Origin of the sequence: Desulfosporosinus cupriresistens, from assembly GCF_001707885.1 — a bacterium.
In the GTDB taxonomy this organism is placed as follows: Bacteria; Bacillota; Desulfitobacteriia; order Desulfitobacteriales; family Desulfitobacteriaceae; genus Desulfosporosinus.
This window is the reverse complement of record NZ_MASS01000034.1, coordinates 21379-43531: the sequence shown is the minus strand read 5'-3', so window position 1 is coordinate 43531 and position 22153 is coordinate 21379. Positions and strand designations below refer to the sequence as shown.

Genomic DNA, 22153 nt, shown 5'->3' with positions numbered 1-22153 from the left:
ATATTTATTATAGAATTATTATTTTTTCGGCAAAATGAAAAATGGACAATAATTAACAAGGAGATGATTAGTATGGTAACTTTTAAAGTTCCCGTTGGTATTTCTAATCGACACGTTCATTTATCCCAGGAACATATTGCTGCACTCTTTGGAGCAGGACATACCTTGACAAAGACGAAAGACTTGAGCCAGCCAGGTCAATTTGCTTGTGAAGAGACCGTAACCATTATTGGACCGAAAGGCACGATGTCGGGAGTTCGTATTTTAGGACCTGCAAGGAGAGAATCTCAAGTGGAGCTTTCTGCGACGGATACCTTCAAAGTGGGGGTGAAGCCGCCTGTTCGCGATTCAGGCAAGCTCGATGGAACTCCTGGGATAGTTATAGAAGGTCCGATGGGGCGCATTCAATTGGATCAAGGCGTGATGCTTGCAGCACGTCATATCCACATGACCCTCGATGAGGCAGAGCGGTACTCATTAAAAGACGGAGATCATGTTCGTGTTCTAGTTCCCGGTGTTCGTGGTGGCATTTTTGAACATGTTCTTGTCAGAGTCAATGCCAATTATGCTTTGGATATGCATATAGACACAGATGAAGGCAATGCATTTAGTTTGGTTAACGGTCAGGAATTGGACGTTTCGTTTGATTAAATTTGATTTGCGTCAGGGTCAGGTCTGTTTTTTATAAGTATACTTAAAGGTTGATTACTATGGATACAATATAACGAAAAAAGTCAGGAAATATTTCCTGGCTTTCTGCATATGCATCAAATTTTCACATAAGTGAAACTAAGACTTGTACAAGGTGTCCGAAGGATTGGAACAAGCTAAGTAATCTTTGAATCTCTGCGTAAATTTAGCGGCCTATGGGAACACTGAATTTGATGTTTAATAAGAGGTGAAAAAGTGACCGTTTTAGATGAAAAAGGTGAACCAACATCTTCTCCGAGTGAAGAAGTCAATCCTTTGCAAGTTCAGGAGTGGACCTACATAAGACATCAAGTCAAATCATTGGCCGTGACTCTTGAAAAGATGAGATTGGCGGAATACATAGCGTATCTAAATCGCCCAGGACGATTGATCTGGATTAATTTTGTAGTCGGTCTTGTGCGAGGATTAGGAACTGCACTGGGAGCTGGTTTCTTCGCAGGAGTGGCTTATTTCCTGTTAAAACGTATCGTCATCCTCAATTTGCCGGTTATTGGAGGGCTTATTGCAGAGCTAAGCAAGTATGTTAATCAGCCATAGGGAGAAAGTTTCTTAGCATCCTACGCCGGTAGGTATTCCTTTAAGGATCACGGCTTCGGCGATACTCTCCACTGGAGACTATCGTATTCGCACACGTTCCATTGCTATTCGCTTGTCGCTAAGGCTAAAACTCAAAACCTCCGAGCTGCTCTGGTCGAATGCTATGCCATCCTGCAAGAAGACTAATACGTGCGAAGACAGTGTCTTCGGGCGCATTCGACACTAGGAACATCCTTGTTCCGTCGCATGTGCGCCGCTCCTTGCCATCCTGCAAGAGGGCTAATACGTGCGAAGACAGTGTCTTCGGGCACCGCGGCATCAGTCCATCCTTGGACTAGTCCCGTTGAGTTTCTTAACGCCTTATCGTCTGCGCTCATTGACGCAATTCCACTAAAGTGCTCACTAAGCTAAGAAACTTTCTCTTGACTTGTGGTCGACGGGGTTTGGAGGCGGAAGAGGGACGGGAAAGTATTGTATACTGTTTGCGTTTTGACGCAAAGACGCTTTGATGCACTATGGAGGGTTTGTGCTTGGCATTAATTATTCGCTTTGTATCGAAGGAGCTTTTATTGAACAAAGTAAGAACAATAATTAGTATAGATGAAATAGGGAGGAAGAATATATGGAAAAGCAAACGCGTTATGCTGAAATAATTGAGAAGCTCCGTGAAGAGCGACGAAATTCCCTGGAAACTGCGACGGAACTTTTTAATGGAGATATGCGAGAGTCATTAGGTGAATTGTCGCTCATAGATAATCATCCTGCAGACATTGCGACTGAGGTATATGAGCGTTCTCGGGATGTGGCTCAACATGATCGGTTAGTACACAAAGTTGAAGCTATTGATGTGGCGTTAGACCGCTATGACCAAGGTAAGTATGGTGTTTGTGAACACTGTGGTCATGAGATCCCCTTTGAACGACTTGAGGCTCTGCCCTATACTACGGTATGTACGGAATGTAGCCGTGAAGAGGAGCGGGAAGAGCAACATTCGTTACATCGCGAACCGGTTGAGAATGAACTTCTAAATCGCCCCTTTTCTCGAACTTTTAACGATGGCACAGATCAGGTGGGGTTCGATGGAGAAGATTCTTGGCAGGCTGTGGCTCGCTACGGGACCTCGGATTCTGCTCAAGATTTGGGGACAAATCGAGATGTCAGGGATCCGAATAATAACTATGAAGATGCAGATGAAGTAATTGGGGCGGTCCAATATATTGAAACGCTTGAAACGCAAAGAGAACCAGAGGGGCGAGGAAATTCAATCCATTATAGCAAGGAGCACGGACGGACCTAGAGAGGGGGAGGAAGTGTCTGCGCTCATTGACGCAATTCCACTAAAGTGATCACTAAGCTAAGAAACTTCCTCCTGGCTTGGGGTTGACGGGGTTGGGACGTGAGTGTTATGACGCCGTTTGCGTTTTACCGCAATGACGCTTAGCAAGTAGGGGAGGTTCTTGCTTGCATGTTGACGTAATTTTGTAATAGTGCTCTTAGTTAAGGAACTCTCTGGTTTGGGCCGATATGGTGTCTTTGTCTGTTTTGCACATGCTATTATATTTGGCTATTTCTTTTTATCCACTTTTAATGAATATTAAGAATATTTAGAATAACAACACTTTTAGGGCTTCTTTGATGTTGAAATATCCTTGGTACTAGGTGTATAATATTTTTAATGAAAATAATGTAAGTGGAGGAATTGAATCATGTTTGAAAATATGATTGCAAAATTAAAAGCTAATAAGAGGAAACTTGTTTTTACAGAGGGATTAGACCCCAGAATTATTGAGGCAGCCAGTCGTCTACATAAGGACGGTATTCTTGCTCCTTTGCTTTTAGGCAATCCTAATGAAGTAGCGGCAGCGGCAAAAGCCTGTGGTTGGTCGATAGACGGTATTGAGATTATTGATCCTCTGAACTATCCTGATTTCGAGGCCATGGTTGCCAAAATGGTGGAACTGAGAAAGGGTAAGATGGATGAGGTTGCTTGTCGTGAGGCCCTGTCAAAGTCTAACTATTTCGGTACAATGCTTGTTAAAATGGGTTTAGCTCACGGTCTTCTGGGTGGCGCTACCTATTCTACAGCTGATACAGTTCGTCCTGCTCTTCAGCTTGTCAAGACAAGACCCGGCAATAAGATTGTATCCAGCTGTTTTATTATGAATCGTGCGACAGAAAACGGCGCAGAGAAGTATGTTTTGGCTGACTGCGCAATTAACCTTTTCCCAACTGAAGATGAGCTTGTTGAAATCGCTGTCGAAACAGCCAGATCAGCTAAGGCTTTCGATGTTGAGCCAAAGGTTGCTATGCTTTCCTACAGCACAATGGGATCGGGCAAAGGCGAATCAGTAGATAAAGTGCATAACGCTACAGAGAAGCTTAAGGCAATGAACCTTGATTTTCCGGTTGACGGAGAACTTCAGTTTGATGCTGCTTTCTCCCCTGAAGTTGCCAAGATAAAGTGTTCCAACTCTCCTGTTGCAGGTCAAGCTAACACATTTATCTTCCCAGATATTAATGCAGGTAACATCGGTTACAAGATTGCTCAGCGACTTGGGGGCTTTGATGCTTACGGGCCTATTCTGCAGGGTCTGAACGCTCCGATCAATGACCTTTCCAGAGGGTGTAACGCAGAAGAAGTTTACAAGATGGCTATAATTACAGCAGTGCTAGACTAAGATAGTTTCCATATATTATAAAATCAAGGGTCTTCGTGACTTATCGCGAGGACCCTTTTACGTGCAATCAAGGACTGTCTCATTTCATCATGAATAATTTGCCCCCACATAAGCCCTGTGTTAAGATGAAGGAAAACACAGGGGGGTTAGACGGTTGTTGGTTTGGTTTACAATGATCGGGGTATGGATTATTGATCGCTTATTTAAAGTTTTAGTCCAGTCAAACTTTATTCCGGGTGATACGTTGATAGTCATTCCCAAAATATTTCATCTGACATTTGTCTTGAATCCAGGCGCTGCATTTGGCCTGTTGGCCGGTCGGACCTGGATTTTTGTTGTTACCGCGCTAGCAGTTGTGAGTGGGGTGATTTATGGACAGTTTCGTATTCCGCGTAGTGAAAGACTTACACGTTTAGCGATCGGAATGATCGGAGGTGGGGCATTAGGAAATCTCTATGACCGCCTTGTGATTGGACGTGTGGTGGACTATTTGGATTTCCAGATTTGGCCTTTTGTCTTTAACTTTGCGGATAGTATGATTGTTATAGGAGTAGGGTTATTCATGCTCCGCTTATATTCGGAGGAAAAGGCAGAGCGTAAATCGATTACGGAAGAATAAAGAAGATAAAATGGTATTTTAAGAATTGGCGGGGTTATGCAAGTGGAAAAAGAAATTCACGAATCTGTCTTAGAAGATTTTGAATTTGACGAACAAGTTTCTGAGGAAGAGAATTCCTTCGTAGGTCCTAACATTGCGGCGAAAAAGGAAATCTTCGAACTTGCGGAAGGAGTTCGCCTGGATGTGGGTGTGACGGATGTTCTGGGAAAGAGCAGATCGTTTGTTCAAGGACTTATAGCCCAAGAATGCGTAAGAGTTAATGGTTCTCCTAAAAAAGCTAATTATAAGGTACGCCAGGGTGACCAGATTGAAGTTGTTTTCCCTATTTTACGTGAGTCTTCGGCCGAACCGGAAAATATCCCTCTCGATATTCTGTATGAGGATGAGGATGTTTTGGTTGTTAATAAGCGTCAGGGAATGGTAGTGCACCCGGCTCCAGGGGCATGGACTGGGACTATGGTCAATGCTCTGCTATTCCACTGCCGCAATCTTTCTGGAATCAACGGGGTATTACGACCAGGAATCGTACATCGTATTGACAAAGATACATCAGGGATTTTGGTGGTGGCAAAAAATGATGCCGCTCATCAAGGACTTGCTGTGCAGCTTAAGGAGCATACCATGACACGGAGGTATCTGGCCTTGGTACATGGAGTGGTATTAGAACCTTCCGGTACAGTCGACGCACCTATCGGACGAGACCCTTCTGAGCGAAAGAGAATGGCTGTGGTAATGCATCATTCAAAACCCGCTGTGACGCATTATACCGTATTAGAACGGTTTAATGAGGCTACATATCTCGAAGTACGTTTAGAGACAGGTAGAACGCATCAGATCCGTGTCCATATGGCCTATCTTAAGCATCCTGTTCTCGGGGACCCTATTTATGGACCGAAACGCAATAAATATGGGCTTCCTGGGCAAATGCTGCATGCCGCCCATTTGGGATTTGAGCATCCACGCAGTGGGATATGGATGGAGTTTGATGCGCCGTTGCCTCAAACTTTTGCGATGCTTGTTGAGAAATTGCATTCATCCTGACGTTGACTTTTAAGCCGTCATAAAGTAAACTTAGTGACAGTTATATGGCCTTTAATGAAGTCCCGAGAGGCTTGGGAAGGCAGACGGAAAACAAGGGAGGACTGTCTGCTGTTCAGATAGTTTTTTTTATACTTATCAGAAAGTATAACTTCGTTACATACTTTCAGTAGCATAAGCGCAACTAAGGCGGCCGCCTGCGCTAAGGCTTGGCGCCAGCCAAGTTTTCTTTATTACCTTTCTATCTAATCTTCAGACTTAAAGGATTAGCCCTAGAAGAAAGGAGTCAGCAAGTTTTGGAAGGAACGATTAAGAGCAAAATTTTAGATGCGGATGGGATTCGCCGGGCAATAACTCGTATTGCGCACGAAATTGTAGAAAAGAATAAAGGGACTGATCGACTTGTTCTGGTAGGGATTCGTCGCCGAGGGGTGCCGTTAGCGGAACGAATTCAACAATACATTGAGGAGTTTGAAGGGGTAAAAGTTCCCCTTGGAATTCTAGATATCACTCTTTATCGTGACGACTTAAGTACCATTGACATACATCCTGTCGTCCATGAAACGGATATTCCAGTAAGCATAGAAGGAAAATCTGTGATTTTAGTCGACGACGTGCTGTATACCGGGCGAACTGCCCGGGCGGCATTAGATGCGACAATGGATTTAGGCAGGCCGGCGCGCATTCAATTAGCAGTGCTTGTGGATCGTGGACATCGAGAGTTACCCATACGAGCAGATTATGTAGGTAAAAACTTACCGACATCGCGACGAGAAATTGTGGCAGTGCGGTTGCAGGAAGTAGATATGGAAGAAGACGTGCTTCTATTGGAGCACGAAGAAGATACTGTGAAATAAATGGAACTTTACCCTTTAAATGCTATCCAGAGAGATAGCCAAGGGGCGAGTGGATTAGGCTATGCCTTTTAATATATCCTCTCCCCCTAGGGGGAGAGGATATATTTTATTTTTAGGTGCTTAATACATTTTTAGGGGTATGAGCACTACCCCATAAGAGATAATAAAGGGTGAAAGAAGATAGGGAGGGTTACGATGAAGTGGCAGCGTAAAGACGTTCTAGCAATAGAGGATATGAGCGTAGATGAAATTCGCCATATTCTGCATACTGCGAAAGTGATGAAAGAAATTTTGATGCGGCCGATTAAGAAATTGCCCACGTTAAAAGGTAAGTCAGTGGTTAATCTTTTCTACGAAGCAAGTACACGGACTCGCACCTCTTTTGAAATGGCTGGGAAAGTGTTGGGGGCAGATACGACGAGTATTGCAGTTGCTCAGAGCAGCGTGAGCAAAGGAGAGAGTTTATACGATACGGCTAAGACGATTCAAGCGATGCGGGCTGACCTAGTGATTATAAGGCATTCCAGTTCTGGTTCGGCAAAATTCTTAGCGGATATCCTTGATGCGGGTGTGATTAATGCAGGAGATGGGCAGCATGCGCATCCAACCCAAGCGTTACTAGACATTTTCACTATGGAGGAGCAGCTCGGTGACATGAATGGTAAGAAAGTTGTCATCGTTGGTGATGTCTTGCATTCCAGGGTGGCCCGAAGCAATGCTTGGTGTCTTCAAAAACTTGGTGTTGATGTGACCTTTGTGGGTCCTCCAACTCTGGTTCCCTTTGAAATGGAGGGCCTGGGGGTTAAATTAGCTCATGATCTGGATAGTGTTTTACCTGGGGCAGATGTTGTGATGGCCCTGCGCCTCCAACTTGAACGGCAGAAAAGCGGGTTGTTCCCTAGCCTCCGTGAGTATAGCCAACTCTATGGATTGACGACCGAGCGATTAAAGAAAACGGAAAAACAGAGTATCATCTTACACCCCGGACCAATGAATCGGAATGTGGAGATCTCTGATGAAGTGGCTGATAGCACACAAGCTTTAATTGAGCGCCAGGTTACGAATGGTGTGGCCATTCGCATGGCTTTAATTTACTTACTGATTGGGGGGTCTAGCAATGTGGTGGCTTAAAGATGTATGGGTAATTGATCCGAGCCAAAACTTATCTGCCCCTCGGCATGTTCTCATTAAAGGTGGGCAGGTGTTAGAAATGTCTGCCTCCAGGACTGAGGAAGAGGTTCTAACGATAGCGCAGGGTGAATCGGTGGAAACGATCAATGGTGAAGGAAAGTATCTTTTCCCGGGGCTTATTGATGTTCACACGCACTTGCGTGAACCAGGGCAAGAAGAAAAAGAGGATATATTAAGTGGCTCACGCGCTGCGATACGCGGCGGATTTACGACCATTTTGGCCATGGCCAACACGAAACCAGTCATTGACAATCGGGCCCTGATTGAATTTGTACGCATGCAGGGTGACCGCGCTGGCTATGCGCATGTACTGCCCATAGGAACAGTGACTAAAGGGATGCAGGGTGGCGAATTGGTCGAGATGGCGGATATGAAAGCGGGTGGAGCTGCCGCCTTTTCTGATGACGGTAAAAACATTCAAAATGCAGAAGTGATGCGGCTTGCTTTAGAATATGCCAAAATAACCGGACTACCTATTATCAGTCATTGCGAAGATAAGGACTTGGCTGGAGAAGGGCAAATGCGCCGCGGAATGGCCTCAGCGCGCATGGGATTAAAAGGGGTTCCTGCAAGTGCAGAAAGCGTGATTGTTGCTAGGGATTTGTTACTGGCTGAGGAAACAAGTGGAAAACTTCATCTGGCCCATATTTCCACTACAGAGAGTGTCAATTTAATCCGACAGGCTAAAGCAAGAGGCGTGAATGTCACTGCGGAAGTCAATCCGCACCATTTAATCTTCTGTGATGAAGAGATAGGTATAACTGATACAGCGCTTAAAGTAAATCCTCCGCTGGGTTCCCAAAAGGACCGAGAGTCACTTGTTGAAGGACTCCGAGATGGAACATTAGATATAATCGCGACCGACCATGCACCACACACCATGGCCGAAAAATCCCGACCCTTTGCTGAGGCTCCCTTTGGGATTGCGAGTCTCGAGACGGCCCTGAGTGCGATTTGGCAACATTTAGTGGTACCGGGACGGTTGTCATTTGAGCGAGTGATCGAGGCTTGGAGCGCATCTCCGGCCAAGCGGTTTGGTTTACCCGGGGGATCGCTGAAACCTGGAGCTATAGCCGATATGGTGCTTTTTGATCCGGATTTTTCAGAGGTGATTGATTCGACTCAGTTGGTTTCGAAAGCGCGCAATACCCCGTTCTTAGGTAAATACTTACAAGGGTTTCCGGTCATGGTTTGGGTAGAAGGTCAACTTGTGCAAAAGAACCGGACTGTTTTAGAAAAGTAGATTAGGCAAAGGTTTGTATAGACAGATAGAAGTGATCGATTTTACTACGGTCAGAGAGGAAGTGTCGAACGTGGCATATCTTGTTTTAAAAGATGGGACATCCTTTGAGGGAGAAGCCTTTGGGGCTTGGCTGAATGACATAACCTCGGTGGCAGCGCATGAAGTGGTTTTCAATACATCGATGAGCGGCTATCAGGAAATGGTCACAGATTTGTCCTACGCCGGACAGATTCTCGTCCTGACTCAACCGCAAATTGGAAATTATGGGTGGCACCATGAAGAGAACGAAGCAGATAAAACCCGTCTTCAGGGACTCATTGTACGAGAACTCTCCGAGGGAGAGGGAAGTTTACATTGTGAAGGGTCCTTGGAGGATTATTGCCAGCAACACGGTGTTCAGGGATTAAAGGGAGTCGATACGCGGGCGTTGACAAGATACCTGCGCCAATTTGGAACTTTACCTGGTGTACTGGTTCATACACGGGAGATTGGACTGGAATTCTGGGCAAATTTCCAGGAAAATGAAGAACTTGAGGGTAACAGTGAACACTGGGTTTACCGATCAACGGTTAAGGAAGCTTACGAAATCCCAGGATCAGGCTCACTACTCGCTGTCCTCGACTTTGGGGCTAAGCGCAACATCATTCGTCATCTTCAGGAGAGAGGGTTTAGGATCATGGTGTTCCCGGCTAGATCGACTCCAGAAGAGATTCTAAGCCATCATCCCAGTGGGATCGTGTTGAGCAATGGTCCTGGAGATCCGGAAAAGCTACCGGAATGTGTCGCTACAGTTCGTAGTTTGTATGACAAACTACCGGTATTAGGTATTTGTCTGGGGCATCAACTCTTGGCTTTAGCCGCTGGTGGAGAAACCTATAAACTACCCTTTGGGCATCGTGGTGGAAATCATCCGGTCATAGATATTCGAACTGGAAAGGCGACTATGACGTCCCAAAACCACGGCTACGCTGTGCAGGAAGCTTCATTAAAAGATTCAGGGTTTGAAGTAACGTTACGTAATCTCAACGATGGAACTGTAGAAGGTATGGAGCATCAAACCTACCCAATTCTGTCCGTACAATTTCATCCCGAAGGCGCTCCGGGGCCGGAGGAAAATGCGGAAATTTTTGATCGTTTCAGAGCAATAGTTGAGAGAAATTTAGCAAAAAAGGGGAGACTATAAAATGCCCAAGAAAGAGTGGAAAAAGGTTCTGGTGATTGGATCAGGCCCCATTGTCATTGGGCAGGCTGCTGAGTTTGACTATGCAGGTACGCAGGCTTGTCGAGCTCTGCGCGAAGAAGGGGTAGAAGTCATTCTTGTAAATTCCAACCCAGCAACAATTATGACAGATCGAGAAACTGCCGATCGAATCTATATTGAACCGTTGACGGTTGAATCCGTGGAACGGATTATTGAGCGGGAGCGGCCCGATGGCTTAATCCCCACTATGGGTGGGCAAACAGGGCTGAACCTAGCCTATCAGCTTGCTAAACGAGGGGTCTTGGAGCGCTGCGAAGTGACTTTGATGGGAACTTCCCTTAAAAGTATCGATCAAGCGGAAGACCGGGAAAGCTTTCGGGCATTGATGCAGGAGCTAGGTGAGCCAATCCCTGAAAGTAAGATTGTAGCTCACGTTGAAGAGGCGCTTGAATTTGCTGCAAAAACGGGCTATCCACTTATTGTGCGGCCGGCCTTCACCTTGGGAGGAACCGGGGGAGGAATTGTCCAAAATGCTGAAGAGCTGAAACAAATTGCAACAAGCGGCCTGCAGGCCAGCCTGATTGGTCAGATCTTAGTGGAGCGAAGTGTGGCCGGCTGGAAGGAAGTCGAGTTTGAAGTTTTACGTGATGGAGCCGGAAACTGCATCACGATTTGTCATATGGAAAACATGGACCCAGTTGGCGTGCATACTGGGGATAGTATTGTTGTAGCGCCTTGTCAAACTTTGACCGATCGAGAGGTTCAAGCCTTACGCAGTGCGTCGCGGCGGATTGTGAATGGCCTGGGAATTGAAGGGGGATGCAATGTCCAATTTGCTCTGCACCCCGCACGCAACGAATACGTAGTGATCGAGGTCAATCCTCGTTTAAGCCGTTCCAGTGCTCTCGCCTCGAAGGCTACGGGATATCCGATTGCTAAAGTCGCAGCCAAAATTGCACTAGGTTATGCGCTTACGGAAATTAAAAATGCTGTTACTGAGAAAACCTCGGCTTGTTTCGAGCCGGCCTTAGATTATGTCGTTGTTAAAATCCCCCGCTGGCCCTTCGACAAATTTACTGAGGCAGATCGGCGCTTGGGTACCCAGATGAAGGCGACCGGAGAAGTGATGGGGATTGGTCGGAACTTAGAGACCGCCCTGCTCAAAGCGATTCGTTCGTTAGATATCAAAGCATACGGGCTCCGACTTCCGGAGCTGGAAGTGCTATCGGACGCTGAACTTAAAACCGAGTGCCTGCAGCCGGATGATCGCCAGCTGTTCGTTTTTGCAGAAGCCTTAAGACGAGGCTGGACAGTCGATTGGCTGGTTGAAGAGACGGGCTGGAACCTTTTTTATCTAAATTTCTTACGTCGTCTTGTCGATAATACGGTATTATTAGAACAAGCAGCTTGGGATAAAGCGTCCTTACTGCGTGCTAAACGCTTAGGTTATGCAGATCTAGAAATAGCGGCTCTATGGAAAAGCTCGGAAGATGAGGTTTATCGGTTCAGAATTGAGCATGGTATTCGCCCTGTATTTAAAATGGTCGATACCTGTTCGGGAGAGTTTGAGGCTACAACTCCTTACTTCTATTCCAGCTATGATGTTGAAGATGAAGGGGAAGTTCATAAGCGACCTAAAGTGGTTGTTTTAGGGTCTGGTCCAATTCGGATTGGGCAGGGGATTGAATTTGACTATTGTTCTGTGCACGCGGTGCTGGCTCTGCGCAAAGCCGGGTTTGAGAGTATTATTATTAATAATAATCCTGAGACAGTCTCGACAGACTTTGACACGGCTGATCGGCTTTATTTTGAACCCTTGACCTTAGAAGATGTCTCTGCAATTCTGGATAAAGAGCAACCCGATGGTGTCGTTGTTCAGTTCGGAGGGCAGACGGCCATTGGTTTGGCGAGTGGCCTGGCGAGGCGCGGCTACCCGATTTTAGGCACAGCAGTAGAAGATATTGACCGGGCCGAGGAGCGGGGAACCTTTGACCGTGTATTGCAAGAACTAGCGGCCAAACGTCCACGCGGAGGCGGGGCAACGAGCATGGAACAAGTGCAAACAGTAGCTCAAGAAATCGGATTTCCTTTGGTGGTTCGTCCATCGTATGTTCTGGGTGGAAGAGCCATGGACATTGTCTATGAAGCCAAGGAATTAGAGACCGTTGTAAGACGCGCTCTTTCTGCCTCCTCGGACCAGGAGATCTGGATGGATCAATATCTGCTGGGGAAAGAGGTGGAGGTCGATGCAATCTCCGACGGAGAAAATGTTTTTATCCCTGGGATTATGGAACATTTGGAACGGGCAGGGGTTCATTCCGGAGATTCTATCGCCGTCTATCCGCCTCAAACGTTAGACGTGAGTATGCAAGAGCGCATTATTGCTTTGACTGAATCATTAGCCCGATCTTTAAAAATTAAAGGCTTATTGAATATCCAATATGTTATTTATCAGAACGAACTCTTCGTTCTTGAGGTCAATCCTCGGTCCAGCCGGACCGTTCCCTTTCTGAGTAAGGTCACTGGAGTTCCAATCGTAGACTGGGCAACTCAAGTAATCTTAGGCAGAAAATGGGAAGAGATAAAAATTCCCCATGGCCTCTATCCAGCGGGTGATCGGGTTGCCGTCAAAGCACCAGTTTTCTCCTTTTCGAAACTTCAGCGGGTCGAACCGTCTTTGGGCCCAGAGATGAAATCGACGGGCGAAGTCATGGGAATGGATAGGACGTATGAAAAAGCTCTCTATAAAGCGCTGCTCGGAGCGGGCTTGTCCTTCACAACATATGGTTCAGTGTTCGTGACCTTGGCAGATCGTGATAAAGCAGAAGGGGTAGCCCTTGCTCGTCGGTTCGCTGAACTGGGATTCCGCCTTTTAGCGACCGAAGGAACGACACACTATTTAAAGAACGAGGGGCTTCGAGTAGAACAGCTTGCAAAATTGCATGATGGCTCGAACGAAATTATTGACGGGATACGCAAGCAGCAAATACAATATGTAGTCAATACAACAACTCATGGCCGAATACAGGAAAGTGATGGATTTGCGATTCGTAGAGCGGCCGTGGAACATGGAATCCCGTGTTTCACGAGTCTTGATACGGCTGCAGCGTTACTCCAGGTGCTGGAAAGTATTTCACCGGGGCTCTTGCCTCTGTAGGAGCGAGGCACGAGGTACGTTAATAGGAAAATTTAAGTAAATTAAATTAAATTAAGAGGTTAGATGATATTCGATATGAGATATTCGATATGCAATCACGATAGGTATTTCGTGAACTATTCGAACATCGAACTTCGATCCTCGAGCTTCGAGTAAGGGAAGGTGCGGGTGAGATGCTCACGGAAGGACTAGTGGTTGTTCATGAATGCTTTGGGGAGAAGGAGCAAAGGCTGCGACGCTTGGTTATAAAAGGACCGATTGCCAAAACTGCGAAGCCTGGACAATTCGTAGCTGTCCAAGTTCAGGACAACTCGATCTCATCCTTTGACCCCTTGTTGCGGCGGCCTATCAGCTTAGCCCAAATTTCTCCGGATCAAGACGAAATTACCTTGCTCTACCGGATTCAGGGTCGGGGAACCGAGATCTTAGCAAGTGCACGCTGCGGGGAGACGCTCAGCATAATGGGGCCCTTAGGGCAAGGTTTTTCCGTTCCGAAAGAAGGGGAATTGTGGTTGGTTGCCGGAGGAATCGGGATATTCCCACTTTATGCCTTAGCCCAAGACGCCCTTGCTCGGGGACTGACAGTTCGCTTGTTTTGGGGGGGAGAACACCAAAGGTTTCTAGAGAGCGCGGGATTTCTCCAGTGGAAAACCCTGGGGATTCCGCTGCATCTTAGTACGTTGGATGGAAGCTTTGGGCAAAAGGGTCTGGTGACCGAGCAGGTTGAGGAGCGGTTATCACAATTGTATGGGCAATCTAAACAAAACCAACCAATAGCTGGAGGAACGATTAGTATCGCAACTTGCGGTCCGAAAAAGATGATGCAGGCGGTTACAGAATTGTGCAGAACCTCTGGAGTCCCTGTGGAGGTTTCGCTGGAAGAACGCATGGGATGCGCAGTTGGAGCCTGTTTAGGCTGTGTATGCACGCTTAGAGACGAAGCAGGTACTTTGATTCATAAAAAAGTTTGTCAGGATGGGCCGGTTTTTCGGGGCGAGGAGGTAGTCTGGGATGTGTCCTGTTGATCTAACAACGCATATAGCAGGAATAACTCTAAGAAATCCAGTCCTGACGTGTTCAGGAACTTATGGCTTTGGTGAGGAGTATGCTTCCTATTGTCCAGTAGATGCTTTAGGGGGCATAACATTAAAGGGGCTTACACCTGAGCCCAGGCTAGGAAATGCAGTTCCTCGGTTAGTGGAAACGCCGGCAGGCTTATTAAACGCGGTTGGGTTGGAAAATCCGGGACTCGAAGAATTTCTGAGATCCTATCTTCCCAGAGTGCGAAAATTGCCTACAGCGGTGATTGCCAATATTTCCGGTTTTTCTCTAGAGGATTATGTGCAGATGGCCCGGGCATTGCAACGGGATTCAGGGTTAGCCGCATTGGAAGTGAACATCTCTTGTCCAAATGTTAAACATGGCGGAATGCATTTTGGCACGGATCCTAAAAGCGCTGAAGAAGTGATTGGGGCGGTCAAAGCAGTTACGGATCTTCCGATCATCGCGAAACTTTCACCCAACGTCACGGATATTGTGGAAATGGCCCGAGCAGTTCAGAGTGGGGGAGCTGATGCTCTATCACTCATCAACACGCTTTTGGGAATGAGTATTGACCTGGATCAACAACGTCCAGTACTCGCTAATACGTTCGGAGGGCTTTCCGGACCAGCCATACGTCCGGTTGCTGTCCGCATGGTTTGGCAAGTTTCGCAAGCCATCGATTTGCCAATCATAGGAATGGGCGGGATCACCCGGTGGCAAGATGCTGTGGAATTTATCTTGGCAGGTGCAACGGCTATTAGCATTGGCACAGGGAACTTTGTTAATCCCCAAGCTCCGTTGGAGATTCTGCAGGGCATCGAAGACTACTGCGCTAAAAGGGGAATGGCTTCCGTACATGAATTAGTCGGATTGGCACATGTTTCTTAGAAGGGACAGTCTAAAAATGGAGGGATAGCGTATGGATAGGTCATTGAATAAGCGGGTTATGGTGGCGCTTGATGTTCAAGGGCGCGAAGAGGCTTTAGCCCTAGCAAAGGCACTTCAAGGCAGCGAATGCTGGCTTAAAGTGGGGATGGAACTGTACGCCTATTCTGGTCCAGCAATAATCCGTGAACTTAAAGATTTGGGATTTCCCATCTTTCTAGACTTGAAGCTTCATGACATTCCCACGACAGTCGAACGGGCGTTGAGCGGATTCGTTCAATGGGGAGTTGACATGATCAATGTCCATTGCAGCGGTGGTTATGAGATGATGGCCAGGTCGGCCAATGCTGTGCGAGAAGCAGGGACTAAGCTGGGAAGTGTACCCAAAGTGATTGGAGTTACGGTCTTAACAAGTATGTCAGATGCTCAATTTCGACAAGAGATGGGGGTTCAGCGCAACCTGCGTGAGCATGTGGTAGCACTCGCCAAACTTGCTGAACGGGCAGAACTCGACGGAGTTGTGGCTTCCGCTATGGAAGCTGTAGAGATACGTCGGAATACTGACCCCAATTTTTTGATTGTTACTCCGGGGATCCGCCCGGCTTGGAGTGAAGCTCAGGACCAAGCGCGAGTTCTTTCCCCGTATGAAGCCTTAGCAGCCGGGAGTTCTTACCTTGTAGTTGGGAGGCCGATTACCCGCGCGGAGGATCCTCGTCAGGCTTTGGATCGACTTTGGGTACGGTAAGAAAAGGAGAGAAATAATTATAATGGAAAAACCATTGAATATAGAGGAAACGTTACTTACATCATCAGATTATCTGGATTTGTTTAGAAAAAGCAATGCTCTGTTGGACGGGCATTTCCTTTTAACTTCAGGAAAACACAGCGCTCAGTACATGCAGTGTGCTCAAGTACTACAATACCCGGATCGGGCGGCCATATTAGCACAGGGCTTGGCTGCAAAGTTCCGTGACATGGACATTCAAACGGTTATCGGACCTGCTATGGGAGGCATTTTAGTGGCTCATGAAGTCGCTAAGGCTTTAGGAGTACGGGCCTTGTTTACAGAACGGGAAAACGGAATCATGCGTTTGCGCAGAGGGTTTACCCTTTCTCCTGGGGAACGCGTGCTGGTCGTTGAGGATGTGATCACAACCGGAGGATCCGTTCGTGAGGTCCTATCTGTGGTCCATGAATTTGAGGCGATCTCAGTGGGCGTTGGTGTACTTGTTGATCGAACCGGTGGAACAGTAGATTTTGGGTTGCCACAGAGCTCAATCATTCAGCTGAATATCCAGGCTTTCGAAGCCCAAGAATGCCCGCTGTGTGCTCAAGGGATCCCCGCCATTAAGCCGGGAAGTCGGAAAGTCTAAAGGGAAAAAAGCCCGTATTAGCTGCAGTGAGTAATTAGGCCAGTTAGTTCTTAATATAAATTTATCATGAAGAAAAATTATAATCATCATTAAAAAAAGAAGGATATAATATGTTAGTGTGGAATGTATTCATACATGAGGACGTAACGAGAAGGATATAATGTGGAGGAGGGGTTTATTTGAAGAAAATTTTGGTGGCTACAGATGCTTCAGAGTATTCCCGAAGAGCGTTGAAAAATGCCTTGGAACTCGCTAGGAAATTTCACTCAGAAGTCGAGCTTCTGTTTGTCATGTACAAGCCGCTCGTGTATGATGTGAATCAGCTGGATATGGATCTCATTTCGTCTGACTTGTTAGAAGAGGCAGGTGAGATGGCGATACAAGCTACTCTTGAAGGAATGGATGTTACTGACATTTCCCTAACCAAGAAAAAATTGACAGGGAAACCAGCAAACATTATCTTACGTGAGATTGAAAGCGAGAACATTGATTTGGTTGTTATGGGGAGCCATGGTTATGGAGCGATTGCTGGTGCCCTCTTAGGAAGTGTTAGTCAGCGCGTTCTTCACGGAGCAAAATGTTCGGTTCTTATTGCCAAATAAATTACCTTTTTGTACAATGATATAGTAGCAGAGATTAAACAAGGCTGGAAGCATTTTGCTTTTAGCCTTGTTATATATCTATATTCATAATAATTTCTGCTGGAAATGAAGATTCTATTTCAGTAGATCTATGTCATCTCTTTAATTCGTGACACTATGAAGTTAATTTTAATATAATCTATAAATGAGTAAGATTTCGGAAGGGGGGCGATCATGAAAAAGATAATCTTATTTGTGATTGACTCTCTGCATCCTGTGGTGTTGGCAAGGATTCTGTCGGAAGGAAATGCCCCGGCTCTTCGTTTTCTGGCTAAACACGGAACTTGCATGGAACGCGTCGTCTCATCTTTTCCAACCATGACTCCAGTAGCCACGAGTTCCATGATTACAGGAACCTGGCCTGATCAGCATAGGGTACCCGGTTTTATCTGGTACAACGAAGAGATTCGGAAAATAGTGGACTACGGAGCGACCTGGCAAAGCGTCTTAAAAATAGGACCTAAGAAAGTCCTGCGTAATTTATTAATAAGGCTCAACGAGGAGCACCTGAATCCAGAAACGCCGACTCTATATGAAGCACTAGAAGCTGGTGGCTATAGTACGGGATGTATTAACTTTTTCATGCATCGGGCTGCACGGTCTTACCGTGCTGAACTTCCTTTCTTAGTTGCTTTGGCAACATGTTTTGACCTTAATCAAGAAAAAATCTCTGGCCCTTCTCAATTGACCCTGGGAGAGCTCATACATCCGCCTTTCTCGGGTAAGTCAATTACTTACCCGAGAGGGATTCGTCACCGCTTTGGTTTTAATGATGCCTTTTCAGGAAAAATTGCTGTCCAACTTGTTCGGGAGAGGAAACAGCCAGATTTCATGGTCGTTTATTTCCCCGATAATGATAAATATTCTCACCGCTACGGTCCTTTGCGCACAGGGCCTTCGATTGAACGAGCAGACAACCTTGTTGCTTCGGTCCTCAATGAGTTTGGTTCTTGGGAAAAAGCCATTGAGGAAAATGTGATTATCATTACGGGTGACCATTCCCAGACTACGATTGGTCTGGGCAATGAATATCTGATTGATCTAGATTATGCTTTGAAGTCATTTAAACGTTTGAAGGCTACGGAAGAGGCAAGTGGGGAAAGCAATAAAGAGATTGCTATTTGCCCAAATGAACGTATGGCCTTTATTTATCTTCTCCAACGAGAAAATGAGATTTTGCCTGACATCGTGAGCATTTTGAGCAAAGATTCGCGCAACGCTCAGATCTGCTGGAAAGTCTCTGAAAATAGTTATTGTGTTCTTCAAGGCGGAACGGAAAAAAAGCTTTTCTTTTCTCGCCCAGGTATCTACCAAGACGTTTATGGCCAAAGTTGGACTTTGGACGGAGATCTATCCGTGGTCGATGCCTATGTTTCGGATGAGCAAGAAATTGTGTTTGGAAAGTTTCCTGATGCGTTTACACGCTTAGTTTCGGCCCTCGAGGCCCGGGGCGGAAGCAGGGTGGTCGTTTCGGCGGCATCGGGTTATGAATATTTAGCCAATGGGGCGCCGATCCACCCTGGTGGGGGGAGCCATGGATCCCTCGAAGAAGAGGATTCGACTGTACCCATGATTGTTACTGGAATGCCGATTAAATTGGAGAATCCACGCATCATAGATTTGTATCCAATGATTATGGAACATTTTGGGTTATCACAAATAAAGTGAATTACATATGGGGAAAAGACCTAAGGCAAACAAGAAGAGTTGAAATTATTTTGGCAATAGTTTAATGATTTAATTTATAGTGTTATTTTTTGTGAAGAATGGCCTTAAAATGTAGCTTAAAATTTTTAATGGGTTTAGTTTTTGGTTGGTCAATAAATGATTAGACAGCTTATTATTTAAAAAGGTGACTAGGTTATCTAACTTGTGATTATCTAATTGTTCCATCGCATGTCGAAGGACTAAGGAGTTTTGGTAACTCTGTCTTAAAGGTTTAACTAATTCTTCGTATTTCCCCTTTCCGCATAAGTCACTTGCGGCAAATACTCCAGTCAAAATGGACGAAAATTGACCAAATCCAAAGGCAGGCATCATAGCACCAAAACAGTTTCCTGTAAAGAAAGTATTACCAAGACGGGGATGTTCACAGAGACCCATTATGTAGTTGTTGACTTCAAATTGGTCAGTAATCTTGAGGTTCTGATCCAGATCCTTGCAGGCCTTCGTATAGAATCGATCCCAAAGGGGCTTTACATTTAAGGATTGATTTTCCGGGTAGTCTGGATATCCGATTGTAAGTGTAGCTTCTTTCTCGGAATAGGGTAATAAGAATCCATAGCCTTTTGGGGCTAGGTTGTTATCGAGCCAAGTTGCAGCATGGTAACGATCAAAATTTCCTTCAACTGTAGCCCCTTTTAGAGTTACGGTCAGTTCGGCTTGGAAATTCTGAATCTTAAGCGCATATGCTGCATCACCAGTAGCCATGATTATATGGGTAAAGTCTTGAAGTAATTCTTCATACGTGTATATAGAATTAAAAATTATCTCGGATTTGACCTGTCTAGAGAGTTGAGATTCAAACGATTCGTCTTCCCTACCTCTTGAATTTATAAAGCCTAAGTGACCGCTTACAGATGCTTGGCAATTTTCTGAGAAAAAATCCATTTTACTGATATTGGCTAGAGGTTGGAGAAAGATACCATGGCTTTCGGAGAGATAAGCGTAATCATCAGTTATAGGCCTATTGAAAATCGACATAAGTACCTCGCCGTTCACGAATCGATCACCAACTCGACTGCGTTTTTCGAAAATAGTTGGAGATACTCCGTACTTTTCTAAGGTGATAGCGCACGCCAAACCTGATAGTCCTGCACCCATAATTGCAACGTTCAATTCACATTGCCTCCTTTAGGTTAGTTTGGTTATCATAACGGACATTATTCAACAAACTTAACTTATTATGGAGCATTTACATTGTTCTTAAGCAAGTGAACCTATAAAAGGAGTTATAGGAGGATCTATGGCGGTAGTATATCTAAGTGCCATGGTCTTAGAAGGTGGGCTACAGATTACTATTGTGCTGCTAAGCTGTTTGGTTCAGAGCATCGCCCGAAGGATAAAAGATATCTTAAAAAGCAAATAAGCACGTGAAAATAATTTTCAACGTGCTTATTCTTTTTAAGGACTGATTGGTTATTCTCATCTCTGCAGTGGATTCTTTGAGTTAACGTTTGGCGTTTTAAATCTATGATTATCTGAAAGAGTCATATAGCATAATCCATACCCTAAAACCGAGAAACAGATGGCTGTGATCAAAAAGTCTAGTCCTTCCATACGAACTCCTCCCTTGTATTTACATAATTAAAACAACAACAAGCTTTTTGCTTAAAAGGTTAAATTGTTGTAGGTCAGATTACCCCTATTCTGGAACAAGCTGGATACTAGCGTTTTTCAGGAGGTTATCTACAGATATTTTAAACTAATTGTTCTAATTTTTTCTAAACAATTTATTAACAAATTATAAACTTGTGTCATCCCCTAGGACCAACATATATGGGCGTGAGTTATTTAGCGCAATTTGTAATGGGAGAAATGTAATTTGACCTGTAGTAATTACCTGGAAATTTATTTATTTAACCTGTAGCTTATACGGATGCACAAATATTGGAGCAGTCTTATAATTTAGTCAGAATCTATGCAGCATAAGTAGGGAAATAATGGTAAAAGAAAATGGGACTAATGATTTAGTGATAAGATAGTCCATTCTCTAACGACATAACAGACCCCCAAATGTAGAGAGGAGAGATTTATTACATGAAAATGGCAAAAAAAGCTTTAGCTTCATTTACTATTGCTGGTATGGTACTTACAATGATTCCGTTCAATGCTTTCGCTGAGGATGCAGTTTCGAGTCGCACTAGTGTAGATGCGGGAACTGCGAAGCAAATTGCGGTACAAATCGCTGACCAAGGTGGTTCGTCACATACTGCAACTCTTGACCAAATTGTAACTGAAATTATGTCTTACCGCGGCTATCTTAATCCAAGTGAAAAAGATTCCCTTAATGAAGCCAGAGCAAACTTGCTGACTGCAGTGCAAGATGGGACTTTAAGCAGTGCCGCTGATGGACTTTTGACTGATCAAGTGGTTGCAAGATTTCAGGCAAAAGGTGTTACGAGAGCTGATGCAAAGGCGGCAATCATCAAGTCCCTCCAAGATTTTCAAGCGATACACTATTCCGCTGACAACGCTACTTTAGAAAGCGCACTCGTAAAGTTTAAAACCGAGAATGGGAGAACATTCAGAACGCTTTTCGGAGACGATTTTAAGGTAGAATTATTGTATGGTTTCATGCTGGCTACCCAAGATGAGCTTCAAAAAGAGATCAAAAAAGAAATTAAACAAAATCCATTCAGTTTATTAGAACTCGTAAGCGGTTCCGATTCTAGTACAAAAATCAAGGATAAACTAGTTGAATGGCTGAGAACAGCCTTGCACGATGTTGCAGATCCTGCGAATAGTAAGTACCATATCTTTGATCAAAAGCTCGCAGATATTGGCTGGAATGTAGATTTACTTGTTGAAACGCAGCGCCAGGTAGGGGCGGTTATTGATCCATCAAATGCCGCTGAAAAAGCCGTGGCAATGTCTGTTATTCGCTCTCAAATCCAATGCAAAATCAATGGAACCATCTGCGACCCATTGACGCCTCTGACCTTAAAAAAAGGTGCTAATAAACTCAAGCTGGATCTTTCTATCAAAGGGATAGATACTGGTACAATTGCAGGCCTGCTTGCTTGGAAGACAGATAATCCGACGATTGCGACTGTTGCCGAGGATGGCTCTTCCATTAAAGCCGGTACTACAAAAGGTACAACAGTCATTACTGCTTATAGGATGAATGATTCACAAGTAGAAGCGAACGAGTTAGTTAGGATCACAGTGACTGTAAATTAATTTGGTTTTGCTCAACGCGTACGACACTCGCAAGTTGCGGGAGAAGACATTTCGGATTATACAGAGAGTTGGGGAT

The 22153-nt window shown here is 45.2% G+C and carries 22 protein-coding genes; 19 read left to right on the top strand and 3 right to left on the bottom strand.

All coding sequences use genetic code 11. From position 1 onward, the window contains the following. Nucleotides 1-72: 72 nt before the first annotated feature. Together pduL and DSBG_RS13770 are read left to right on the top strand one after the other, a co-directional pair. Complete coding sequence (gene pduL / locus DSBG_RS13775; protein ID WP_068964893.1) at nucleotides 73-651, top strand: phosphate propanoyltransferase; 579 nt, start codon at nucleotides 73-75, stop codon at nucleotides 649-651. A gap of 255 nt (nucleotides 652-906) precedes the next feature. Beyond that, nucleotides 907-1248 carry a DUF5665 domain-containing protein gene (locus DSBG_RS13770; RefSeq protein WP_068964892.1) on the top strand — a complete coding sequence of 114 codons (342 nt, stop codon included), beginning with the start codon at nucleotides 907-909 and terminating at the stop codon, nucleotides 1246-1248. Between the two features lie 182 nt (nucleotides 1249-1430). On the opposite strand, the gene DSBG_RS22530 is transcribed toward DSBG_RS13770, so the two are convergent. Further along, complete coding sequence (locus DSBG_RS22530; protein ID WP_141694320.1) at nucleotides 1431-1625, bottom strand: hypothetical protein; 195 nt, start codon at nucleotides 1623-1625, stop codon at nucleotides 1431-1433. A gap of 245 nt (nucleotides 1626-1870) precedes the next feature. Here DSBG_RS22530 and DSBG_RS13765 point away from each other — a divergent pair, with 245 nt between their 5' ends. The 15 genes from DSBG_RS13765 (at nucleotide 1871) to DSBG_RS13695 (ending at nucleotide 18843) form a co-directional block, all read left to right on the top strand. After that, on the top strand, nucleotides 1871-2545 hold the full coding sequence (locus DSBG_RS13765; protein ID WP_068964891.1) for a TraR/DksA C4-type zinc finger protein: 675 nt from the start codon (nucleotides 1871-1873) through the stop codon (nucleotides 2543-2545). A gap of 409 nt (nucleotides 2546-2954) precedes the next feature. Continuing rightward, a complete protein-coding gene (pta, locus tag DSBG_RS13760) occupies nucleotides 2955-3926 on the top strand; it encodes a phosphate acetyltransferase (protein ID WP_068964890.1) in 972 nt (323 codons plus the stop codon). Nucleotides 3927-4080: 154 nt separating this feature from the next. Next, on the top strand, nucleotides 4081-4545 hold the full coding sequence (gene lspA / locus DSBG_RS13755) for a signal peptidase II (protein WP_068964889.1): 465 nt from the start codon (nucleotides 4081-4083) through the stop codon (nucleotides 4543-4545). A 36-nt stretch (nucleotides 4546-4581) separates the two neighbouring features. Next, on the top strand, nucleotides 4582-5586 hold the full coding sequence (locus DSBG_RS13750; RefSeq protein WP_141694319.1) for an RluA family pseudouridine synthase: 1005 nt from the start codon (nucleotides 4582-4584) through the stop codon (nucleotides 5584-5586). Nucleotides 5587-5879: 293 nt separating this feature from the next. Further along, nucleotides 5880-6440 (top strand): bifunctional pyr operon transcriptional regulator/uracil phosphoribosyltransferase PyrR, encoded by a 561-nt coding sequence (pyrR, locus tag DSBG_RS13745; protein ID WP_068964895.1) that lies wholly within the window; start codon nucleotides 5880-5882, stop codon nucleotides 6438-6440. A gap of 195 nt (nucleotides 6441-6635) precedes the next feature. Further along, the gene (locus tag DSBG_RS13740; RefSeq protein ID WP_068964887.1) at nucleotides 6636-7571 is read left to right on the top strand and encodes an aspartate carbamoyltransferase catalytic subunit; all 936 of its coding nucleotides are present in this window, start codon (nucleotides 6636-6638) and stop codon (nucleotides 7569-7571) included. After that, nucleotides 7558-8874: a dihydroorotase gene (locus tag DSBG_RS13735; RefSeq protein WP_068964886.1), complete on the top strand. Its 1317-nt coding sequence runs from the start codon at nucleotides 7558-7560 to the stop codon at nucleotides 8872-8874. The genes DSBG_RS13740 and DSBG_RS13735 overlap by 14 nt, the downstream gene beginning before the upstream one ends. A gap of 70 nt (nucleotides 8875-8944) precedes the next feature. Then, the gene (carA, locus tag DSBG_RS13730) at nucleotides 8945-10057 is read left to right on the top strand and encodes a glutamine-hydrolyzing carbamoyl-phosphate synthase small subunit (protein WP_068964885.1); all 1113 of its coding nucleotides are present in this window, start codon (nucleotides 8945-8947) and stop codon (nucleotides 10055-10057) included. 1 nt (nucleotide 10058) lies between these two features. After that, on the top strand, nucleotides 10059-13232 hold the full coding sequence (gene carB / locus DSBG_RS13725) for a carbamoyl-phosphate synthase large subunit (protein WP_068964884.1): 3174 nt from the start codon (nucleotides 10059-10061) through the stop codon (nucleotides 13230-13232). Between the two features lie 173 nt (nucleotides 13233-13405). Beyond that, the gene (locus DSBG_RS13720; protein ID WP_068964883.1) at nucleotides 13406-14257 is read left to right on the top strand and encodes a dihydroorotate dehydrogenase electron transfer subunit; all 852 of its coding nucleotides are present in this window, start codon (nucleotides 13406-13408) and stop codon (nucleotides 14255-14257) included. After that, complete coding sequence (locus tag DSBG_RS13715) at nucleotides 14244-15164, top strand: dihydroorotate dehydrogenase (RefSeq protein WP_068964882.1); 921 nt, start codon at nucleotides 14244-14246, stop codon at nucleotides 15162-15164. The genes DSBG_RS13720 and DSBG_RS13715 overlap by 14 nt, the downstream gene beginning before the upstream one ends. A 31-nt stretch (nucleotides 15165-15195) precedes the next feature. Next, nucleotides 15196-15906 (top strand): orotidine-5'-phosphate decarboxylase, encoded by a 711-nt coding sequence (gene pyrF, locus DSBG_RS13710; RefSeq protein WP_068964881.1) that lies wholly within the window; start codon nucleotides 15196-15198, stop codon nucleotides 15904-15906. A gap of 22 nt (nucleotides 15907-15928) precedes the next feature. Further along, nucleotides 15929-16534: an orotate phosphoribosyltransferase gene (gene pyrE / locus DSBG_RS13705; RefSeq protein WP_068964880.1), complete on the top strand. Its 606-nt coding sequence runs from the start codon at nucleotides 15929-15931 to the stop codon at nucleotides 16532-16534. Between the two features lie 179 nt (nucleotides 16535-16713). Continuing rightward, nucleotides 16714-17136, top strand: a complete 423-nt coding sequence (locus DSBG_RS13700) for a universal stress protein (protein ID WP_068964879.1) — start codon at nucleotides 16714-16716, stop codon at nucleotides 17134-17136. Nucleotides 17137-17349: 213 nt separating this feature from the next. Next, nucleotides 17350-18843 (top strand): alkaline phosphatase family protein, encoded by a 1494-nt coding sequence (locus DSBG_RS13695; protein WP_068964878.1) that lies wholly within the window; start codon nucleotides 17350-17352, stop codon nucleotides 18841-18843. 69 nt (nucleotides 18844-18912) lie between these two features. On the opposite strand, the gene DSBG_RS13690 is transcribed toward DSBG_RS13695, so the two are convergent. After that, the gene (locus DSBG_RS13690; RefSeq protein WP_068964877.1) at nucleotides 18913-20013 is read right to left on the bottom strand and encodes an NAD(P)-binding protein; all 1101 of its coding nucleotides are present in this window, start codon (nucleotides 20011-20013) and stop codon (nucleotides 18913-18915) included. A gap of 127 nt (nucleotides 20014-20140) precedes the next feature. On the opposite strand from DSBG_RS13690, the gene DSBG_RS24065 reads away from it, so the two are divergent. Further along, nucleotides 20141-20263 carry a hypothetical protein gene (locus tag DSBG_RS24065; RefSeq protein WP_282434218.1) on the top strand — a complete coding sequence of 41 codons (123 nt, stop codon included), beginning with the start codon at nucleotides 20141-20143 and terminating at the stop codon, nucleotides 20261-20263. A 56-nt stretch (nucleotides 20264-20319) separates the two neighbouring features. Here DSBG_RS24065 and DSBG_RS24060 read toward each other — a convergent pair whose 3' ends face one another. Beyond that, a complete protein-coding gene (locus tag DSBG_RS24060) occupies nucleotides 20320-20454 on the bottom strand; it encodes a hypothetical protein (RefSeq protein ID WP_282434217.1) in 135 nt (44 codons plus the stop codon). 480 nt (nucleotides 20455-20934) lie between these two features. Here DSBG_RS24060 and DSBG_RS13685 point away from each other — a divergent pair, with 480 nt between their 5' ends. After that, nucleotides 20935-22077, top strand: coding sequence for a hypothetical protein (locus DSBG_RS13685; RefSeq protein ID WP_068964876.1), 1143 nt, complete (start codon nucleotides 20935-20937; stop codon nucleotides 22075-22077). The last annotated feature ends 76 nt before the right edge of the window (nucleotides 22078-22153 follow it).

Coding starts and splice junctions, on each gene's coding strand:
- pduL (WP_068964893.1), top strand. CDS start 73: ATGGTAACTTTTAAAGTTCCCGTTGGTATTTCTAATCGACACGTTCAT.
- DSBG_RS22530 (WP_141694320.1), bottom strand. CDS start 1,625: ATGAGCGCAGACGATAAGGCGTTAAGAAACTCAACGGGACTAGTCCAA.
- DSBG_RS13765 (WP_068964891.1), top strand. CDS start 1,871: ATGGAAAAGCAAACGCGTTATGCTGAAATAATTGAGAAGCTCCGTGAA.
- pta (WP_068964890.1), top strand. CDS start 2,955: ATGTTTGAAAATATGATTGCAAAATTAAAAGCTAATAAGAGGAAACTT.
- DSBG_RS13750 (WP_141694319.1), top strand. CDS start 4,582: ATGCAAGTGGAAAAAGAAATTCACGAATCTGTCTTAGAAGATTTTGAA.
- DSBG_RS13740 (WP_068964887.1), top strand. CDS start 6,636: ATGAAGTGGCAGCGTAAAGACGTTCTAGCAATAGAGGATATGAGCGTA.
- DSBG_RS13735 (WP_068964886.1), top strand. CDS start 7,558: ATGTGGTGGCTTAAAGATGTATGGGTAATTGATCCGAGCCAAAACTTA.
- carB (WP_068964884.1), top strand. CDS start 10,059: ATGCCCAAGAAAGAGTGGAAAAAGGTTCTGGTGATTGGATCAGGCCCC.
- DSBG_RS13720 (WP_068964883.1), top strand. CDS start 13,406: ATGCTCACGGAAGGACTAGTGGTTGTTCATGAATGCTTTGGGGAGAAG.
- DSBG_RS13715 (WP_068964882.1), top strand. CDS start 14,244: ATGTGTCCTGTTGATCTAACAACGCATATAGCAGGAATAACTCTAAGA.
- pyrF (WP_068964881.1), top strand. CDS start 15,196: ATGGATAGGTCATTGAATAAGCGGGTTATGGTGGCGCTTGATGTTCAA.
- pyrE (WP_068964880.1), top strand. CDS start 15,929: ATGGAAAAACCATTGAATATAGAGGAAACGTTACTTACATCATCAGAT.
- DSBG_RS13695 (WP_068964878.1), top strand. CDS start 17,350: ATGAAAAAGATAATCTTATTTGTGATTGACTCTCTGCATCCTGTGGTG.
- DSBG_RS24065 (WP_282434218.1), top strand. CDS start 20,141: ATGGCGGTAGTATATCTAAGTGCCATGGTCTTAGAAGGTGGGCTACAG.
- DSBG_RS24060 (WP_282434217.1), bottom strand. CDS start 20,454: ATGGAAGGACTAGACTTTTTGATCACAGCCATCTGTTTCTCGGTTTTA.
- DSBG_RS13685 (WP_068964876.1), top strand. CDS start 20,935: ATGAAAATGGCAAAAAAAGCTTTAGCTTCATTTACTATTGCTGGTATG.